The sequence below is a fragment of the Akkermansia muciniphila genome, assembly GCF_900184965.1.
Lineage (GTDB): Bacteria > Verrucomicrobiota > Verrucomicrobiia > Verrucomicrobiales > Akkermansiaceae > Akkermansia > Akkermansia muciniphila_A.
In genome coordinates, this window is sequence record NZ_FXYA01000198.1 from 120,773 (window position 1) to 138,360 (window position 17,588).

Sequence of the window (17,588 nt, forward strand, 5' to 3'; positions counted from 1 at the left end):
TCCCTTTCAAAATAAAACTCCGTCCGGAACGTACCGGACGGAGTAAGATGCCAGCGGCGTCTGAGACGGTTATTTCCGGGAGGAAAAAATGACTTCATTAATGATCGCCTCCGGCTGGGGAGCCTTATAGGTCAGGCGCACGGCAGAAGTTCCGGCAGGGATGGCAAATTCAGAGACACCGGGGCCGGCGTTCCGTTTGCCGACCGGCGTCCAAGCGCCTTCTCCGCGGCGGGCCTGGATGGCGAAGGCGGCGGATCCCACCACGATTACTTTGGTGGCCTTGGGATTGTCCAGATTGGGAACGACTATGTCCAGCGGCTTGTCGGCACGGTAAACCGTTTTCAGGTTTCTGTCGCTCAGGGAAACCAGACTGGTGCCGGGGTCCGCGGGAGGAACGTCAAATTTGAACATGTTCAGAACAATATCCTGCTCCCTGCCGCTTTTATTAACCAGCTTCATCCCCTTGATTCCCTTGGGAAGCTGGTTGCCCCTGGCAATGAAGTTTTTGCCCTGTTTGTCCAGCTTCTGGACTACGGGCTTGGAAGAACCTTCCACGTCCAGCACCACTTCCGCCCAGGAGTTGACGTCATCCCGTTCCAGGTTGACTTCCAGCCAGGTAGCGTCCGTGGGGCCATCCAGCTGCAGGGAAATAAATTCCCCGGGTTTCATCTTATGCGTTTCCATCACGCGGTTGATCCGCACGATTTTATCGGATTTCTGCACGGAAACGCCCTCCAGCCCCGCCACATTGGAGGAAGCCATAGCGGAAGGAGGCGTATTGACGGCTATTTCCCGCACGGCAGTCCAGACAGACCGGCCATTGCCTGTTTTTTTCGGTTCAATGACGCGGTAGCGCACGGCACGGAGCAAAACCGGCTTGGGAGCCTTCCAGACCACCTGCATGCCGGAAGTTTCCGGCCCCAGCGGTTTCCAGGTTTCGAGGTCGCGGGAGCCTTCCAGCTGCCCTTTTTCTACATAGTCGCCGTCCTTGTCATTGCGGCCCATCAGCACTTCCACGCTCCGCACGGGGATGGGCATCCCGTAATCCACGCCATACCAGTCGCCCGGCTGGCCGTAGGCGCCGGAGTGCCAAAAAGAGCCGCGATCCCCGTCACAGAAGAGTTCCGCCTTATCCATGCTGCCCCCCTTGACCAGGGGCTTGGGAGAAAGGGCCGGCGCGCCGGCAATGGCCGGAAAAACTTTTTTGGAGACAATATCCGCCAGTTCATTGACGGCGGGGGCCATCACACGGGAACCGGTCTTTACCGCAGAACGATACAACTGTCCTTCCTGGTTGTGGCGGCGGGAAATTCCATCCATGGCCGCCAGAGCCTGCGTAGCCTGCACCAGCCGGGTCGCGGCTTCTCTGGCGTTGTTTTCCTCCAGCGCCGCTACAGCGTGCTGACCGGCATGCCCCAGCTGCTCAAAGGCATCCACCCACGCGCCTATTTCCTTCATCAGCCGCGGATTGTTCGCCCTGGCACGGATGACGGGCGCAGCGGCGGCCATACGGGCAAATTCCTTTTTGAGCAGGGCCGTATCCTTCTTCTCAATCTTGCCTTCCCGGGCGGCTTCCAGCACGCGCTTGACTACGGGCTCTATTTCCACGGATTCCTCACGCCGGTAGCCGTGACCGTTAGGGCCCTGGTCGGAGTTGTGGTTCACAAAAACCTGCATGGCTTCCGCCGCTTTCGGGAACAGGCGCCTGACTCCTTCCTTCCAGGCCTCATCAGACTTGAACCCGTTGATGTTCCAGGAGTAGTCCGCAAGGCCGAAGAGGGAGACCTTGGAGGCCTCCGGCTTATCCATGGGGTTGGAGACGAAACCGCCCATGGATTCCTTCGCTCCCGGTTCCGAGGCAACGCCATACACGCGGCCCATGCAGAGGTTGGAACGGCAGTAGTCCGTGACGGGGAAGTTCCACCAGACGTAGGAAGGGCGCTTGATTCTTCTGTTCACCCATTGCTGGCCTTCCAGCGTAATGTCATGGCAAACGGAGTTCCCCGTCCACATGACGTGGATGGAGGGGTCCAGACGGTCCCCCAGAATGTCCAGATAGGTTCCCGGCTTGGGATCGGCCCAGCCGCGGTTGTACTCCGTGGGGCACATGACCAGGGGGGTGACGTCCTTCTTCACCTTGACAAATTCGTCATTGATCTTGTTCAGCAGAAGGGCCTGCATGTCCCCGCGCTTGCCTTCGCCGAAGATATCGTCAAAAAACACGGCAAAGGAACGGACGCCCAGCTTGTACATCATCTCAAACTTTTTGATGACGTTGTTCATGTCTTCTTCCGTCCACTTGATATCTTTGCCAGGATGGATAGCCCACACAAAATCCACGTGGTTTTCCTTCGCCACCTTCACCAGTTCCCTGATCTGGGCGGCCTGGTCCGCGGGATAGGGGTCCCGCCAGTGGGGGGAGGAGTGGTAGGGATCGTCCTTCGGCCCGTAGATGTATGTGTTCATCTTGTTCTGGCCGTAAAAGCGCAGCTGGCTCAAACGGGCTTCATGGCTCCAGGGGGTGCCGTAAAAACCTTCCACCGTTCCGCGGAATTCGATGTCCGGCCAGTCTATGATTTCCCCAACGGGCAAAATCACGCCTTCCCCGCCGGCCTTCGTTCCCAGCTGCCGCAGCGTCTGCATGGCGTAAAACGCCCCCCGTTCGTCATGGGCTCCTATGCCCACCTTTCCCTGCGGAGAAATCACCAGTTTGTAGGCTCCGGATTTCTCCGGAACTCCCTCCAGCAGCTTGCTGCCGCCCGCCTTGGCGGAACGTATGGTCACGGACGGCTTCCCGGAGAAAGCAACCGTCTGGGTGGTAAATTTGGACTGTTGGGGAGACGGATATACGGCAGGAGTCGCCGCCAGGGCGGAACCGGCCAGAAAGGCCGCCACGCTCAAGCCACATTGGAGAAGTTGAAAACCATTCATGATGATGCGCGATAATGGAACCAGAAAACACTTTCCACCTCAAGAAAAAACCTCTCTCCGCCATCAGACCGTCGTCACCAGTGGAAGAAAGCCCCCGGAGCCCGCACGGGAACCCCGGCCGGGCTGGACGCCAAGGGCGCCGCATCCCCCTTCCCCTGCCAGGAGTTCACCACAACGCTGAAAAACAAAAAAAGAGCCGTGCGGACTCCCTGAAAAGTCAGCGTCATCCTGCTTTAGAAGACAAATTTGACCATTGCATCACTTGAAGGGAAGGTTCATCATGCGGAACATGCTCCGGCGCATGTTGATTCCTTTTCTGTGTCTTCTGGGCCTGTTCTGTTCTCTTCAGGCCCAGGATGCCCCAATATTGAAAATCGCGGCTCTGCACCCCGTTCTGGGAGACATGGCCCGCTCCATTGGCGGCAGCCGCGTGCAGGTGACGGATCTGCTGCGCCCCAACGGCAACCTGCACAGTTTTGAACCCGCGCCGCGGGATATTGCCGCCGCGGGACAGGCGCGCCTGGTGCTGGCCTCCGGCAAAAACCTGGAGCCGTACCTTCCCAAATTAAAGGACGCCCTGGGAGGCAATGTGCAAATTCTGGATCTTGGAGCCTCCGTTCCGGACGTTCCCGTGGAGGAAGACACCGCAGACCATGACCATAAACACGACGGAGACTGCTGCGCCCACGGCCCCAACGACCCCCACTGGTGGCACACCCCGGCCAATATGAAACGCGCCGCCCGCACCCTGGCCGCAACGCTCACGCGGCTGGACCCGGCCCATGAACAGGACTACAAAGCCGGCCTGGCCCGGTGGAACAGAAAGATGGACCAGCTTTCCTCCTGGGCCAGAAAGGAGCTTGCGGACATTCCGGAAAAGGAGCGCGTCCTGGTTACGGGGCATGCGGCCATGAACCATTTCTGCCGGGAATTCGGCTTCCGCAGCATCAGCATCCAGGGAATAAGCCGTGAAGACGAAGGCAACTCCGCCCAGCTGGCCTCCACGCTGAACAAGCTGAGGTCCGCCGGGGTCAAGGCCCTGTTCCCGGAATACTCATCCAACCCCAAGAGCCTTGCGGAAATCGCCAAATCCCTGAACATCCCCGTTGCCAGGCCAATCAATACCGACGGGCTGGCCCCTGAAGGCCACACGTTCGAATCCATGTTCAGACAAAACACAGGCATCATCAAGGAAGCCCTTTCCCCGTCTCCCAGACCATGACCAGCACTCCCCTGCGGCAGTTTTTTCCCACTCTGGGAGTCGTCATCCTGCTGGGATTCTTCCTTTACAACATGACGGCGCCTTCTCCGGGAACACAGGGAACGGCGCATGCCGCCCCTGCGGCGCCAACCGCGGATGTTCCCACGGTCATCACGGTCAGATGCGCCCACCGTCCGGAAGCCCTTTCCATATCCTGCGGCGGCCGCCTTCTCTGGCAGCCAGAAACGCCCGGGCTGCATGAAGAAACGGAATGCGGCCTGCCGTTGAAAGACGGCTCCGTGATCCTCACCGTTTCCGCCCGCTGGCCGGAAAACACGCCGGACACCCCCGTCACGCTGGAACTGGAACCGGAGGGGAAACCTACCGTCTCCGCCACCCGCTGGTCCTTCGGCCCTTCCCTGAACGACAGCTACTCCTTCTCATGGAAATGAACAGCCCAGCCCCACCCTGCACCCGGGATCACATCTGCTGGGGCGCGCACGCCATCCACCCGGACCGCCACCGCCTGGAAGTGGACAGCCTCAGCGTTTATTATGGTAGTCTTCTTGCGCTCAACGGCATCAGCTTTTCCATCACCTGCGGACACACGCTGGCTCTGATGGGTCCCAACGGCGCAGGAAAATCCACGCTGATCAAGGCTCTGGCCGGGCTGATCCGCCCCGATTCCGGAAAAATCCTGTGGAACGGACGCCCCCTGCACGACACGCCGGGAGAAATAGCCTACCTGCCCCAACGTTCCGACGTTGACTGGTCCTTCCCCATCACCGTCCGCGCGCTGGTGGAAATGGGGCGTTATCCTTCCCTGGGCCTGTGGAAAAAATTCGGGAGGCATGACCGGGATATTGTGGAAAAGTCCCTTCACGCTCTCGGTATGGAATCCCTGGCGGACCGCCAGATTTCAGAACTTTCCGGCGGCCAGCAGCAACGGGCCTTTCTGGCGCGGGCTCTGGCGCAGGAGGCCCATGTCCTCCTGCTGGACGAACCCTTCACGGGCCTGGACGCTCCCGCCAGCCAGTCCCTGGGAAGGCTGCTGGATTCCCTGGCGGCGGAAGGGCGTCTGGTCATCGCCTCCCATCACGACTTGAATACGGCGGCGGATATCTTCGACACCATCCTGCTGATGAACCGGGAGCTGGCCGCTTTCGGCCCCCCGAAGGAAGTGCTTTCCCCCGCACGCATCCGGGAGATATACGGAATGGACCCCCAACCGGAAACCCAAGCTTCATGATGGATGATTTTCTCCAATTCCTCCGCGAACCCATCGCGCAGCGGTCCCTGCTGGCCTGCGTCATGATCGGCTTCGCCAACGGCTTCGTCAGCGGGCTGGTAATCCTGAAAAAATCCGCCCTCCAAATCGGCACGCTTTCCTGCGCCCTGCTGCCGGGCATTGCGGTGGCGGTGCTCCTCTTCGGCCTTACCCGCTGGAGCCTGCTGACGGGGGCTGTGGTAGCCGCCCTGCTGGTGGGTCTGGGTTCCCTCTTCGTCTCCCGCACATCCCGGCTGAACCAGGACACCGCCCTTTCCATCCTGCATACCACGGCTTTCGCTGCGGGCTTCATCGTGCTGGTCAGGCTGGGCCTGCAGCAGAAAATTGACGACTGGCTGTTTGGCTCCATCATGAGCCTGTCCGACTCCGACCTGTGGATCGCCTTCGCCATCAGCTCCGTCAGCGTCCTGATCCTGCTGCTCTTCCGCCGCCCCATCCTGATCTGCCTCTTTGACCCGGACATCGCCACCACGCTGGGAATCCCCTCCCGTCTCATCAGCTACGGCATTTTCACCCTGATCATTCTGGTGCTCGTTTCCTCCCTGCAGGCCGTGGGAGCGTTCCTGACGCTGGGGCTGCTTGTCGGCCCCGCCGCCACGGTGTACCTGCTTACCAACAAGCCGTCCCATCTCTTCTGGGGGGGAGGAATCATCGGAGGGCTGGGCTCTCTGCTGGCTTTTTACCTGTCCTTCCCCCTGGGCTGGCATCTGGGCGCCACCATCATTCTGGTTCTGGGCGTCATTTTTTGCACAGCCTATTTGTATTCATCACGGTGCGGACGTTTGAAACAACGCGGAAAGAATTCTTCCCAAGTACAATAACAAAGCCCATTTTCATGACAATCCATGACACGCAGACTACTAGTCCGCCACAGGGAGCGCCATTATAATGCGGGTTGTGAAAAAATGTGAGATATGCTCTGCACCGGCAACGGTGTTCCTGACACAGATCATCAACGGGAAGTCCACCAAATTCTGCCTTTGCGCCAAATGCGCCCAGGAGCGGGGTCTGCTGGATCCAGATGCCTTCGATCTGGCGGAGAAACTGTTCCCGAATCTTCAGGGCCAATTCGGCAAGGAAGGCGCGGCGGGCCCCTCCGCCCCCATTCCGGCCCTGCAATCCCTGCCCCTCACAAGCTGTCCAATCTGCTCCTTCACCCTTCAGGATTACAAAAACGTAGGACGTCTGGGCTGCAGTGAATGCTACAACGTCTTTGAAGAAGAAATCCTCCCGCTTCTTACCCAGATCCAGCCTGATTCCCACCATCACGGGAAAACGCCGGAACGGGCCGAAAAACGCGAAACGGAAACCCAAACCATCAGTGATCTGGAACAACAGCTTTCCCTGGCAGTGGCAAGAGAGGACTATGAACGCGCCGCCGAACTCCGCGATCAAATCAACCAATTGCGCACGCCGACCAATTAACATACATGCTCTTTGACGACTTACTCAACAACCCCGCCAAATGGATGGTGGAATCACGGGATGAGCACGACATCGTCCTCACCTCCCGCATCCGCCTGGCGCGCAATCTGACCGCCACGCCCTTTCCCGGCTGGGCCACTCGCCAGCAGAGGGAGGAAACGCTGAAGCTCACTTCCGGAGAAGCGCGCCAAATCCCCGTCATGAAAGGAGGCTATTATGCGGAGCTTTCCGGGCTTACCCAGCAGCAGAAACAGTTGCTGGTGGAACGCCACCTCATTTCCCGGGAACTGGCGGCCCGTTCGGAAGGCTGCGCCGTCCTCATCTCCCGCAGCCAGAATGCCAGCATCCTCTTTAACGAGGAGGACCATCTGCGCCTGCAGTATATCCTGCCCGGCATCCAGCTTAAAAAAGCATGGGGGGCCATTTCCAAAATAGACTCCGAACTGGAAGCCAGGCTCCCGTACGCCTACAATACGCGGCTGGGCTATCTCACCGCCTGCCCCACCAATCTGGGCACGGGCATGAGGGCCTCCGTGATGATGCATCTGCCGGGCCTCGTCATCTCCGAACAGATGCAGCAGGTCGTTCAGGCGGCCGTGCAGCTCAACATCACCGTCCGCGGCCTTTACGGGGAAGGGACGGAAGCCACCGGCAACCTTTTCCAGATATCCAACCAGTCCACGCTGGGAGACAGTGAAGACCGGATTGTGGAACGCATGACCCGCTTCACTTCAGACCTGGCCCACCAGGAATGGAACGCGCGCAGGCGGCTGCTCCAGTCATCCTCCCTGCAGGTGAAAGACCGCGTTTCCCGCGCTTACGGACTCCTGACCAACGCCACTCTGCTTTCCACGCAGGAGGCGCTGGCGCTGCTCTCCTTCCTCCGGATGGGAGCGTCTCTGGACATCTTTTCCCGCCAGGCATTAAAAAACGTCAATAAAACCATCATGAACATCCAGCCGGCCCATCTGGCGCGCCTGTCCACCACGGACCAGACCACCTCGGAACACAGGGACCAGATCCGCGCTGATATGATCCGGAAGGAACTTTCCGGCAATTAATGCAACCATACCAATTTTTTAATCATCCATGAATAATTTTACGCCTAGGGCGCAACAAGTGCTGGCGCATGCGCGCCGGGAAGCGGACCGCTTCAATCATCATTACATAGGAACCGAACACCTTCTGCTCGGCCTGCTCAAACTGGGCAAGGGCGTGGCCGTCACCATCCTGGAAAATCTGGGCGTGGAACTTTCCGCCGTGCGCAAACAGGTGGAGGAACAAATAGGCCGGGGCACGGAACCCCAGGCGGAAGGCAACATTCCGTACACCCCCAGGGTGCGCAAAGTCCTGGCAATGGCAAACAGGGAAGCCCAGGAACTCAACCACACGTATGTGGGCACGGAACACCTGCTCCTGGGCCTCATCCGTGACGGAGACGGCGTGGCCGGACAGATTCTGCGCCACTTCGGCGTGGATTTGGAACAGGCGCGGCGCGAACTGCTGGACGTCCTGACCCCCAAATACCAGATGGACGCGGATGAAGACAACATCATCCCGGACGACGATGACGACGAAGAGGAAAATGAATCCCCCGCCATCCCGACGGACGAGCCTTCCTCCCCCTCCTACTCCAGGCAGCAGAAATCCAAGACTCCCGCGCTTCAGGCTTTCGGCCGGGACATGACCCAGCTGGCCCGGGACGGCAAGCTGGACCCCGTCATCGGCCGCGCCTCCGAAATTGAGCGCGTCATCCAGATCCTGTGCCGGAGGAATAAAAACAACCCCGTCCTGCTCGGTGAAGCCGGGGTAGGCAAGACCGCCATCGTGGAAGGGCTGGCCCAGGAAATAGCCCAGGGCCACGTTCCGGAGCTCCTGCGCAGCAAGAGGGTCATCTCCCTGGATCTGGCGCTGATGGTGGCCGGCACCAAATACCGCGGCCAGTTTGAAGAACGGCTCAAGGCCGTGATGGATGAAATACGCCGGGAAGGCAACGTCATCCTTTTCATTGACGAACTGCACACCATCGTGGGCGCCGGCTCCGCGGAAGGCTCCATGGACGCCTCCAACATCATCAAGCCCGCCCTCTCCCGGGGTGAGCTCCAGGCCATAGGCGCCACCACGCTCAACGAATACAGGAAACACATTGAGAAGGACGCCGCCCTGGAACGCCGCTTCCAGCAGGTGCAGGTAGGGGAACCCTCCGTGGAGGATACCATCCGGATTCTTGCCGGCATTCAGCCCAAGTATGAGGAACATCACAAGGTGCACTATACGACGGAAGCCATTGAAGCCGCAGCTAGGCTCTCCCACCGCTATCTGACGGGCCGTTTCCTGCCGGACAAGGCCATCGACATCCTGGATGAAGCGGGCGCGCGCAAGCGCGTCTCCCAAATGACCCGCCCGGACCACATCAGCGACATGGAAACCCGCATTGCGGAAATCAAGGAACGCAAGGACAAGGCTGTGGAAACCCAGATTTTTGAGGAAGCAGCCCGCCTCCGCGACGAGGAAAAACAAGCCAGGGCGGAACTTCAGAACATGCTGGAAACCTGGCGCAATTCCTATGAGAACAATTACGTTCCCGTAACGGATGAAGACGTGATGAGCGTGCTCGCCAAATGGACGGGCATCCCTCTGGCCCGGATGGAGGAAAAGGAAACCGCCAAGCTTTTGCGGATGGAAGAAGAGTTGAAAAGCAAAGTCATCGGCCAGGATGAAGCGGCCTCCGCCATCGCCCGCGCCCTGCGGCGCAGCCGCGCGGACATCAAGGATCCGCGCCGCCCGATCGGCTCATTCCTCTTCCTGGGCCCCACCGGCGTGGGCAAAACCTATCTGGCCCGCAATCTGGCGGAAATCATGTTCGGCACCGCGGACGCCCTGATTCAGGTGGACATGAGCGAGTACATGGAAAAACACACCACGTCCCGTCTCATCGGTTCTCCTCCCGGCTACGTAGGCCATGACGAAGGCGGCCAGCTCACGGAAGCCGTCCGGCGCAGGCCCTACTCCGTCATCCTCTTTGATGAAGTGGAAAAGGCCCATCCGGACGTCATGAACCTGCTTCTCCAGATTTTGGAAGAAGGAAGCGTGACGGACTCCCTGGGACGCAAGATCAACTTCCGCAATACCATCATCATCCTGACCTCCAACGTGGGGGCCGCCTCCGCCAAGCGGCAGAGCGCCATGGGCTTTGGCGCCATGGCCGCCGACAACGCGGACTACGCCGCCATGAAGGGAAAGATTCTGGAAGAAGCGCGCAGGCAATTCCGCCCGGAATTCCTGAACCGCTTTGATGACATTTCCGTCTTCCGCATGCTGGAACGGGATGACCTGGAACGTATCGTGCATCTGGAAGCGGACAAGCTCATCTCCCGTCTCAAGGCCAAGAACATCACGCTGGCCCTGAGTCCGGAAGCCCTGAACCTGATCATCAAGAACGGCTACGACCCGCAATACGGCGCACGCCCGATGCGCCGCGCCATCGAACGCCTGCTGGAAGACCCGCTGGCGGAATCCCTGCTGAGGGGAGACGTGAAACCCGGCGATAAAATTGAAGCCGTGGAAACGGACGGGACGGAGACACTCACCTTCCTGCACATCCAGGACACCCCCCCGGCAAAGCCCAAAGCGCCGCGCAAGAGAACGCCTCGGAAGCCCAAGGTGGAATAAAAGCTTTCAGGCTTTTTAACCAGGGCCCCTGCATGACAACATGCAGGGGCCTTTTTCTTTAACGGATTACGCAAATATCCGCTTTTTCCTGAAAGAACTATTTACCTGTCTTGTATATATTACAATATGACCTCTTATTTTCCAAAAATTCTATTACTTTTCGTGCTGACAAGCCTGTTTGTCTTCGCAGAAGATATACAGAAAAACAGAGAGCGGGAAGCAGCGCGTTCAGTAATCATGCGGACCGTTCCGTCCCTGGCTAAAGCCCCGGAAAAACTGCAACTGGAAATTATTGAAAAAGAAGACGGGCACGATGTTTTTGAAACGAAAGCTTCCGGCGGAATACTGAATATCCGGGGAAGCAGCGGCACAGCCCTCTGCCGGGGATTCTATGATTTTCTGAAGACAAACCGTCTGGGAATGGTCTCCTGGGATAATAAAGATATCCGCTGGCCGGCGCAACTGCCGGATGCCGCGCCGCGCCGCATCGTTTCCCCTTTCCGCAACCACTATTACTTCAATGTGGTCACCTATGGCTATACGATGCCTTACTGGACCTGGGAACGCTGGGAAAAAGAAATAGATTGGATGGCTCTGCACGGCATAGATATGCCTCTGGCCCTGGTTGCCACGGAGGGAATCGCCGTCCGGGTATGGAAACAGCTGGGACTGACGGAGAAAGAAATAGAAGAATTTTATACGGGACCGGCACACCTTCCCTGGCAGCGGATGGGGAACATCGTCAATCATGACGGCCCCCTGCCCGCCAGCTGGCACAAGGACCAAATCGCCCTGCAGCACCGCATCCTGCACAGGATGAAATCCCTGGGCATGACCCCCATTTGTCCTGCTTTTTCCGGTTTCGTTCCCCGGGGAATCCTCCGCCTTTATCCGGAAGCGAAGCTTCACCGGCTGGGGTGGGGAGGCTGGCCTCAAAAAAACCACGCCCATTTTCTTTCTCCGGAAGACCCCCTTTTCCTTAAAATAGGATGCCTGTACATGCAGGAATGGCAGAAGGAATTCGGAAGAAACACCTATTTTCTTGCAGACTCCTTCAATGAAATGGAACTTCCTGAAAACAAAGGAGGCGCCGAAGCCCGCAACAACATGCTCAGTTCCCTCGGAGAACAAATTTACCGCTCCATTTCCTCCACCAACCCGGATGCGGTATGGGTCATGCAGGGATGGATGTTCGGATACCAGCGCAATATCTGGAACGCAGATACCCTGAAGGCTTTGCTCAGCAAGGTTCCGGATGATAAGATGCTCCTTCTGGACCTGGCGGCGGATTACAACAAGACCTTCTGGCGCAACGGCATGAACTGGGACGTCTTCAAAGGTTTTTTCAATAAACCGTGGGTTTACAGCGTGGTTCCCAACATGGGCGGCAAATGCGCCATGACCGGGGTAATGGATTTTTACGCCAACGGCCATCTGGAAGCCTTGAACTCTTCATCCAGGGGGCGTCTCTCCGGAATGGGCATGGCCCCGGAAGGGATAGAAAACAATGACGTTATCTACGAACTGGTTACGGACGCCGCATGGAGGGACCGCCAGGAGGACGTGGAACAATATCTGGAAAATTATTGCCGTGCCCGATACGGAAATTATCCGGACAGCATGAAGGAAGCCTGGAATCTGTTCCGCCGCACGGCCTATTCCAACTTAAAGGACCATCCCCGTTTCAACTGGCAAATGAAACCCGGCACCCGCGGCTGTTCCGTAAACACAAGCGAAGATTTTCTGAAAGGCCTTTCCCTGTTCGTCAACACTCGCGGCCTGGAACAGTCCCCCCTGTTCCGCCAGGATGCCGTTGAGATGACCACCCATTACCTTGGCATACGCATGAATGAAGCCATCCTGGCCGCTCTGGAAGCCCTGGATGAACAAGACATGGAGAATACGAAAAAATGCATGGAATATTTCCGCAAATACGCCCTTCGGGCGGATTCCCTTCTGGAAGGACACCCCACCTGGAGGCTGTCGCGCTGGTTATCATTTGCCCGGTCTCACGGAACTTCTCCGGAGGAAAAAAACAAGTATGAACAAAACGCCAGAAGGCTGGTGACCAGATGGGGGCCTCCCGTAGACGACTACGCCGCCAAAATATGGAGCGGCCTTATCAGGGACTACTATCTGCCGCGCTGGGAACACTTTATTCAGAGCCGTCTTTCCGATAAAAATCCGGATATGGGAGCATGGGAGGAAAAATGGGTCCGTTCCACTGGCGTAAGCGCGGCGCACGCGCCCGGAGATCTGGTCAACGCCTGCCGCCAGGCTATTCGGGAGGCGCCCCCCCTGCCTTCTTCCCTGAAAAGAAAAGCAGCCGGGTCAATTATAGGAAACTGGACCTCCGCGACGGTATCCACGGAATGGAGTTATCTGGACTGGCCCGTTTCTTCCGCTGATCTTGAAAAACTCCGGGGGGTGCGCTTCGTCTTCACTTCCGGCAGCCATGCCCTGGAAATAGACGGCATCGAACTCCTGGAAAACGGCAAAGTAATCGCCCGCGACCGGCACGCCGGATTGGCAGGCAAGCCTTCCCGCGGGAATTTCTACAAACTTTCCCTTCCCAAGGGAATCCATGCCAACAACGGATGTTCCCTCAGAGCCAGGGTCCGCTCCGTGGGAGGAAAATTCTCCAATGGGAAACTGGAACTGATTAAAGAATGAACGGCTTGAATTTCATTCGCTTTCCGGAAGGAGCCATATGAATCCGTACCCGTGCCGTTTCCTGACCGAACCAGGAAACGGCATGCCCGGCGCCCCGCGGAATCCCCGCACGGATCAATCGGGATGAAAGCTACATTTCAGACCGGTACAGGTTTTCCACATGGGAATATCCCATCTTCCTGAGCACTTCCAGCGCCTTGTCCGCCCTCTTGCCCGTACGGCAATACAGCAAAATCACGGCATTCTTATCCGGAAGAAGCTGCGCGGCCCGTTGTTCCACCTCATCTGCCGGAATATTCAAGGCCCCCTCCTTATGTCCCGTGCGGTACTCCTCCGGAGTTCGGACATCCACCAGCACAATAGGGCGCGCCATGCCGCTTTCCGGAGACACCACCATGGCGGCGGAAGCAGGGGCGCGTTCCGCATTCCTGCTTTTCAGCCAGACGAAGAGGGCAGTCAGCCCGGTCACCATGACCACGTACAAAACCACATTTTTCACGCGGCCACTTCACTAAACCGCGGCGAAGTAATCAAGAGAAAATAACGCCCAGCCCCCGCACGCAGACGTCATCTGCCGTCCGGTTCGCTCCGGCGGCCCCGTTCCACGGGAAAATAACGCTCCGTCCGCAGAAGCGGGAAGGGAAAGAACTTTCCCTTCCCCTCCATATTCGGAAAGGCCGGAGAATTGTCTCCCTACCCCTCATCATCAATCACCACAGCCTGGGAGGCGAAACCAAAAGCGGGACTTCCCCATTCCACGACATCCTCGGGTTTCAAATATACCGGAGGCTTCATCCCCATCCCCACACCTCCCGGAGTGCCGGTGGAAACCACATCTCCGGGCCATAAGGTCATGAACCGGGAAACATAGGCAATCAGGCGCGGAACAGGCCAGATCAAGCCGTCCGTATTGCCGCTCTGGCGCACTTCCCCGTTCACCTTCAATTCCAGGGGAATGCCGGCACCGTCCCCAAGTTCATCAGCGGAAATGAACGTGGGGCCCATTGGGGCAAAGCTGTCATAACTCTTTCCCTTGGTCCACTGTCCGCCATGTTCCAGCTGGTTGGCCCTTTCCGAATAGTCGCACATCAGCGTATAGCCGCTGATAGCCCGCGCGGCCTCCTCCGGGGAAGCGTTTTTCAGCATCTCCTTAATCACTACGGCCAATTCAATCTCATAATCCAGCTTGTCGCAGCCGGGCGGATACAAAACGACATCGCTGCAGGAAGTAATGGCGGAAGGCGATTTCAGGAAAACAGCCGGCTCCTGCACGGAATCCCCGTCAAACTCCTTCGCATGGTCCGCATAACTCTTTCCCAGGCACACCAGCTTGGAAGGAGAACAGGGCAGCGCGGTATCAATCATCCATTCAGGGTTGACAGCTTTGGCGGCGGCACTATCCAGAAACGCGGCAATGCGCTTCATTTCCTCTCCGCAGGCCCCCGTTTCCCCGCAAATGCAGGCATCCACCTCGGCAAGCACGGAATCCGCCGCCAGGTATTCTCCGCGGCTTTCGCTCCACAGAGCCATGACGCGCTCCGCCCGGTCATTCAGGTAAAATCTGATCTTCACCCTTCCATCCTACAAAGCTCTTCCTTTTAGGCAAAGGGCGGTTCCGTCATTCTTCGCTCCGGCGGTTCTCTTCCGCCGCCCGGACGCTCTGTGAAAGCATGCAGCGCGTAGGGCTTGCGTTACCGGAGCAAAACATTATCATGCCACCGCTTAACATCATTAACCTATGTCCGATCAAATCTACTTTTTTGACACTACCCTGCGCGATGGAGAACAATGCCCCGGAGCATCCATGAACCTACGCGAAAAGCTGGAAGTGGCGCGGCAAATGGAACGGCTGGGCATGGACGTGATTGAAGCCGGCTTTCCCTGCATCTCCGACGGCGACTTTGAAGCCGTGCACACCATCGCCCGCGAAATCAAAAAATGCCGCATCGCAGGACTGGCCCGCTGCGTGAAGGCGGATATTGAAGCGGCGGCCAGGGCCCTGGAACCCGCCGGGGAACGCGCCCGCATCCACATCTTCCTGGCAACCAGCAAGCTGCACATGCAGTTCAAATTGAAAAAAGCGGAATCCGAAATCCTGCGCATGGCGGCGGAAGGCGTATCCTATGCCAGGCAATTCGTACAGGACGTGGAATTTTCCCCGGAGGACGCTTCCCGCACAGACCTGGATTTTCTGACCAAAGTCGTGGAAACGGTCATCGACGCAGGCGCCACGACCGTCAACATTCCGGATACCGTAGGCTACACTACTCCGGACGAGTTCTACCGCATTATCCGCCACCTGAAGGAACATGTGCCGAACATCGGCAAAGCCGTCATCTCCGTGCATTGCCACAATGACCTTGGCCTGGCCGTAGCCAACTCCCTGGCAGCCGTCCGCGCCGGAGCCCGCCAGGTGGAAGGAACCATTAACGGCATCGGCGAACGCGCCGGAAATGTGGCTCTGGAAGAAGTCATCATGGCCCTGCGCACCCGCGCCGGGCAATTCGGAGACGTCACGGACAACATCAACACGAAGGAAATCGTCCGCACTTCCCGCATTGTGGCCCGCATGAGCGGCATGCAGGTGCAGCGATCCAAAGCCATCGTAGGGGAAAACGCTTTCGCCCACTCTTCAGGCATCCACCAGCACGGCATCCTCAACTGCCGGGAAACCTATGAAGTCATGGACCCGCAGGCGGTCGGCTGGGGCGCCACGGAACTCCCGCTCACCAAGCATTCCGGACGCGCCGCCGTCAAATCCAGGCTGGAACAGCTGGGCCATGTCCTCACGGAAGAGGAAGTCAACACCGTCTTTGAACGCTTCAAGAAAGTGGGCGACTCCAAAAAATTCGTTTATGATGATGATCTTTCCGCCATTGTGGACGACTCCCTGCATGCTTCCACCGGCCTATGGGAACTGGACTTCCTGCAATTCGTGGCGGGCAGCCACGCGCGTCCCACGGCTACGGTGGGACTGCTCAAGGAAGGCAAGAAATTTGAAGACAGCTCTACAGGCAACGGCGCCGTGGATGCCGTCATCAAGGCTATTGAACGCATCACTAAGCGCAAAGGCACGCTGAAAGGCTACAGCGTCAACGCCGCTTCCGAAGGAAAGGACGCGCTGGGAGAAGTCACGGTGCATGTGGACTTCGGCCAGCCCAAGCCCATTGTGGGCAAGGGAGCCTCCACAGACGTTATTGAGGCCTCCGCCCGCGCCTACCTGAACGCGGTCAACCGCTCCATCCGCATGGAAAACATGCCCCGGCCCAACAACCTGGATTCAGGAACCATCTAACACGGAAAGCGCCCCGTTCGCCCGAACGGGGCGCGACTCTGCCCGGCAGCCTATCATCCTCTACAGGGCTTGCATTCCCATTGCTCCCATGTCATAAGGATCAAGACTCCTATACCGCACCACCCCATGAAAGCGACACCACTCCTTCTCTGCCTGGCGTGCAGCGCGCTGGCCGCACCGCCAACAAAAAAACAGCCGGAACCCGCCGAACCGCTGCCCGCCCTGGAAAAAAACACCATTACCATTGACGGCCATCCGGAAAGCGTGGCGGCGGATGCCGAGGGCAATATCTATTTCACCTGCATCGGCTCTAGGCTCACGCCTACGGAAAAAGACAAGGACGGCTATCTGGGCGTCATTCCGCACGGTTCCACAGAGCCGAAAAAAATCACGGACGTAGATACCCTGGACGCGCCGAAGGGGTTACTGTATCAGGACGGCTTTCTTTACTGCACGGACGTGGACATGGTCTTCAAGATAAACGCCAAGACCGGCGCTATTGAAGGATACGTGGACTTGTCCCCGTCCCGCATGAAATTCCTCAATGACCTGGCGTTCATCAATGGCAGGCTCATGGTTTCCTCCACGGATACCAACCAGATTTTCTATGTGGACACAAATACCAGCTCTTATGGAGAACTGGTGACCAAACAGCCCATCTACAAGCCGAACGGCCTGGCCTGGGATCCGGAAAGAAAGGTCATTTACCTCTGCGAATACGCAACGGATGAAAAGGGCAAACCCAGCGGACGCCTGCTCTCCATCAACCCCGTTTCCCGGGAGGTCACGGAACTTTCCAAGGAACGGGGACAATATGATGGGCTGGTGTACCGTGATAACGCCCTTTACTACAGCGACTGGTCCAAGGATAAAAAACCGGAAGCTGTCCGCAGGCTGGATCTGAAAACGGGGCGTTCCGCCCCGGTAGCCACCGGCCCTGTTGAAGGAGCGGCGGACTTTATCCTGTATGACTCCATGATGGTGGTTCCGGGCATGACGGAAAAGAAAATCCACATCATGCCCATTGGCGGGAAAAAATAAACACGGCTGTTCCGCTTTTATTCCCCTTATCCGGGCCGCCGCGGCATTTCCTGCGCTGGCGG

General features: G+C 58.0%; 13 protein-coding genes. 10 read left to right on the top strand and 3 right to left on the bottom strand.

All coding sequences use genetic code 11. From position 1 onward, the window contains the following. Positions 1-69: 69 nt before the first annotated feature. Positions 70-2,931, bottom strand: a complete 2,862-nt coding sequence (locus tag CI070_RS06940; protein ID WP_094136029.1) for a beta-N-acetylglucosaminidase domain-containing protein — start codon at positions 2,929-2,931, stop codon at positions 70-72. A 301-nt stretch (positions 2,932-3,232) separates the two neighbouring features. Here CI070_RS06940 and CI070_RS06945 point away from each other — a divergent pair, with 301 nt between their 5' ends. The 8 genes from CI070_RS06945 to CI070_RS06980 all read left to right on the top strand — a co-directional run bounded on the left by CI070_RS06945 (position 3,233) and on the right by CI070_RS06980 (position 13,190). Then, complete coding sequence (locus CI070_RS06945) at positions 3,233-4,153, top strand: metal ABC transporter substrate-binding protein (RefSeq protein ID WP_179218352.1); 921 nt, start codon at positions 3,233-3,235, stop codon at positions 4,151-4,153. Next, positions 4,150-4,584 carry a hypothetical protein gene (locus tag CI070_RS06950; protein ID WP_094136031.1) on the top strand — a complete coding sequence of 145 codons (435 nt, stop codon included), beginning with the start codon at positions 4,150-4,152 and terminating at the stop codon, positions 4,582-4,584. Before CI070_RS06945 ends, CI070_RS06950 begins: the two co-directional genes overlap by 4 nt. Further along, positions 4,581-5,381, top strand: coding sequence for a metal ABC transporter ATP-binding protein (locus CI070_RS06955; protein ID WP_094136085.1), 801 nt, complete (start codon positions 4,581-4,583; stop codon positions 5,379-5,381). Before CI070_RS06950 ends, CI070_RS06955 begins: the two co-directional genes overlap by 4 nt. Continuing rightward, positions 5,378-6,241, top strand: coding sequence for a metal ABC transporter permease (locus tag CI070_RS06960; protein WP_012419117.1), 864 nt, complete (start codon positions 5,378-5,380; stop codon positions 6,239-6,241). Before CI070_RS06955 ends, CI070_RS06960 begins: the two co-directional genes overlap by 4 nt. A gap of 112 nt (positions 6,242-6,353) precedes the next feature. Continuing rightward, on the top strand, positions 6,354-6,845 hold the full coding sequence (locus CI070_RS06965; RefSeq protein ID WP_179218353.1) for a UvrB/UvrC motif-containing protein: 492 nt from the start codon (positions 6,354-6,356) through the stop codon (positions 6,843-6,845). Between the two features lie 5 nt (positions 6,846-6,850). Further along, positions 6,851-7,906, top strand: a complete 1,056-nt coding sequence (locus tag CI070_RS06970) for a protein arginine kinase (protein ID WP_094136033.1) — start codon at positions 6,851-6,853, stop codon at positions 7,904-7,906. A 28-nt stretch (positions 7,907-7,934) separates the two neighbouring features. Beyond that, entirely contained in the window at positions 7,935-10,517 is a 2,583-nt protein-coding gene (locus tag CI070_RS06975) for an ATP-dependent Clp protease ATP-binding subunit (RefSeq protein WP_094136034.1), read from the top strand. Between the two features lie 126 nt (positions 10,518-10,643). Next, entirely contained in the window at positions 10,644-13,190 is a 2,547-nt protein-coding gene (locus CI070_RS06980; RefSeq protein WP_094136035.1) for an alpha-N-acetylglucosaminidase, read from the top strand. Between the two features lie 130 nt (positions 13,191-13,320). Here CI070_RS06980 and CI070_RS06985 read toward each other — a convergent pair whose 3' ends face one another. Together CI070_RS06985 and CI070_RS06990 are read right to left on the bottom strand one after the other, a co-directional pair. Next, the gene (locus CI070_RS06985; protein WP_143245567.1) at positions 13,321-13,689 is read right to left on the bottom strand and encodes a rhodanese-like domain-containing protein; all 369 of its coding nucleotides are present in this window, start codon (positions 13,687-13,689) and stop codon (positions 13,321-13,323) included. 194 nt (positions 13,690-13,883) lie between these two features. Continuing rightward, positions 13,884-14,762, bottom strand: coding sequence for a fumarylacetoacetate hydrolase family protein (locus tag CI070_RS06990; protein WP_094136037.1), 879 nt, complete (start codon positions 14,760-14,762; stop codon positions 13,884-13,886). A 166-nt stretch (positions 14,763-14,928) separates the two neighbouring features. Here CI070_RS06990 and CI070_RS06995 point away from each other — a divergent pair, with 166 nt between their 5' ends. Both CI070_RS06995 and CI070_RS07000 read left to right on the top strand, forming a co-directional pair. Continuing rightward, a complete protein-coding gene (locus CI070_RS06995) occupies positions 14,929-16,485 on the top strand; it encodes a 2-isopropylmalate synthase (RefSeq protein ID WP_094136038.1) in 1,557 nt (518 codons plus the stop codon). Between the two features lie 126 nt (positions 16,486-16,611). Further along, positions 16,612-17,526 carry an SMP-30/gluconolactonase/LRE family protein gene (locus CI070_RS07000; protein ID WP_094136039.1) on the top strand — a complete coding sequence of 305 codons (915 nt, stop codon included), beginning with the start codon at positions 16,612-16,614 and terminating at the stop codon, positions 17,524-17,526. The last annotated feature ends 62 nt before the right edge of the window (positions 17,527-17,588 follow it).

What these genes read in the sequence shown, in the direction of transcription:
- CI070_RS06960 (WP_012419117.1), top strand. Translation starts at nt 5,378, where the DNA reads ATGATGGATGATTTTCTCCAATTCCTCCGCGAACCCATCGCGCAGCGG.
- CI070_RS06945 (WP_179218352.1), top strand. Translation starts at nt 3,233, where the DNA reads ATGTTGATTCCTTTTCTGTGTCTTCTGGGCCTGTTCTGTTCTCTTCAG.
- CI070_RS07000 (WP_094136039.1), top strand. Translation starts at nt 16,612, where the DNA reads ATGAAAGCGACACCACTCCTTCTCTGCCTGGCGTGCAGCGCGCTGGCC.
- CI070_RS06955 (WP_094136085.1), top strand. Translation starts at nt 4,581, where the DNA reads ATGAACAGCCCAGCCCCACCCTGCACCCGGGATCACATCTGCTGGGGC.
- CI070_RS06940 (WP_094136029.1), bottom strand. Translation starts at nt 2,931, where the DNA reads ATGAATGGTTTTCAACTTCTCCAATGTGGCTTGAGCGTGGCGGCCTTT.
- CI070_RS06975 (WP_094136034.1), top strand. Translation starts at nt 7,935, where the DNA reads ATGAATAATTTTACGCCTAGGGCGCAACAAGTGCTGGCGCATGCGCGC.
- CI070_RS06950 (WP_094136031.1), top strand. Translation starts at nt 4,150, where the DNA reads ATGACCAGCACTCCCCTGCGGCAGTTTTTTCCCACTCTGGGAGTCGTC.
- CI070_RS06980 (WP_094136035.1), top strand. Translation starts at nt 10,644, where the DNA reads ATGACCTCTTATTTTCCAAAAATTCTATTACTTTTCGTGCTGACAAGC.
- CI070_RS06995 (WP_094136038.1), top strand. Translation starts at nt 14,929, where the DNA reads ATGTCCGATCAAATCTACTTTTTTGACACTACCCTGCGCGATGGAGAA.
- CI070_RS06970 (WP_094136033.1), top strand. Translation starts at nt 6,851, where the DNA reads ATGCTCTTTGACGACTTACTCAACAACCCCGCCAAATGGATGGTGGAA.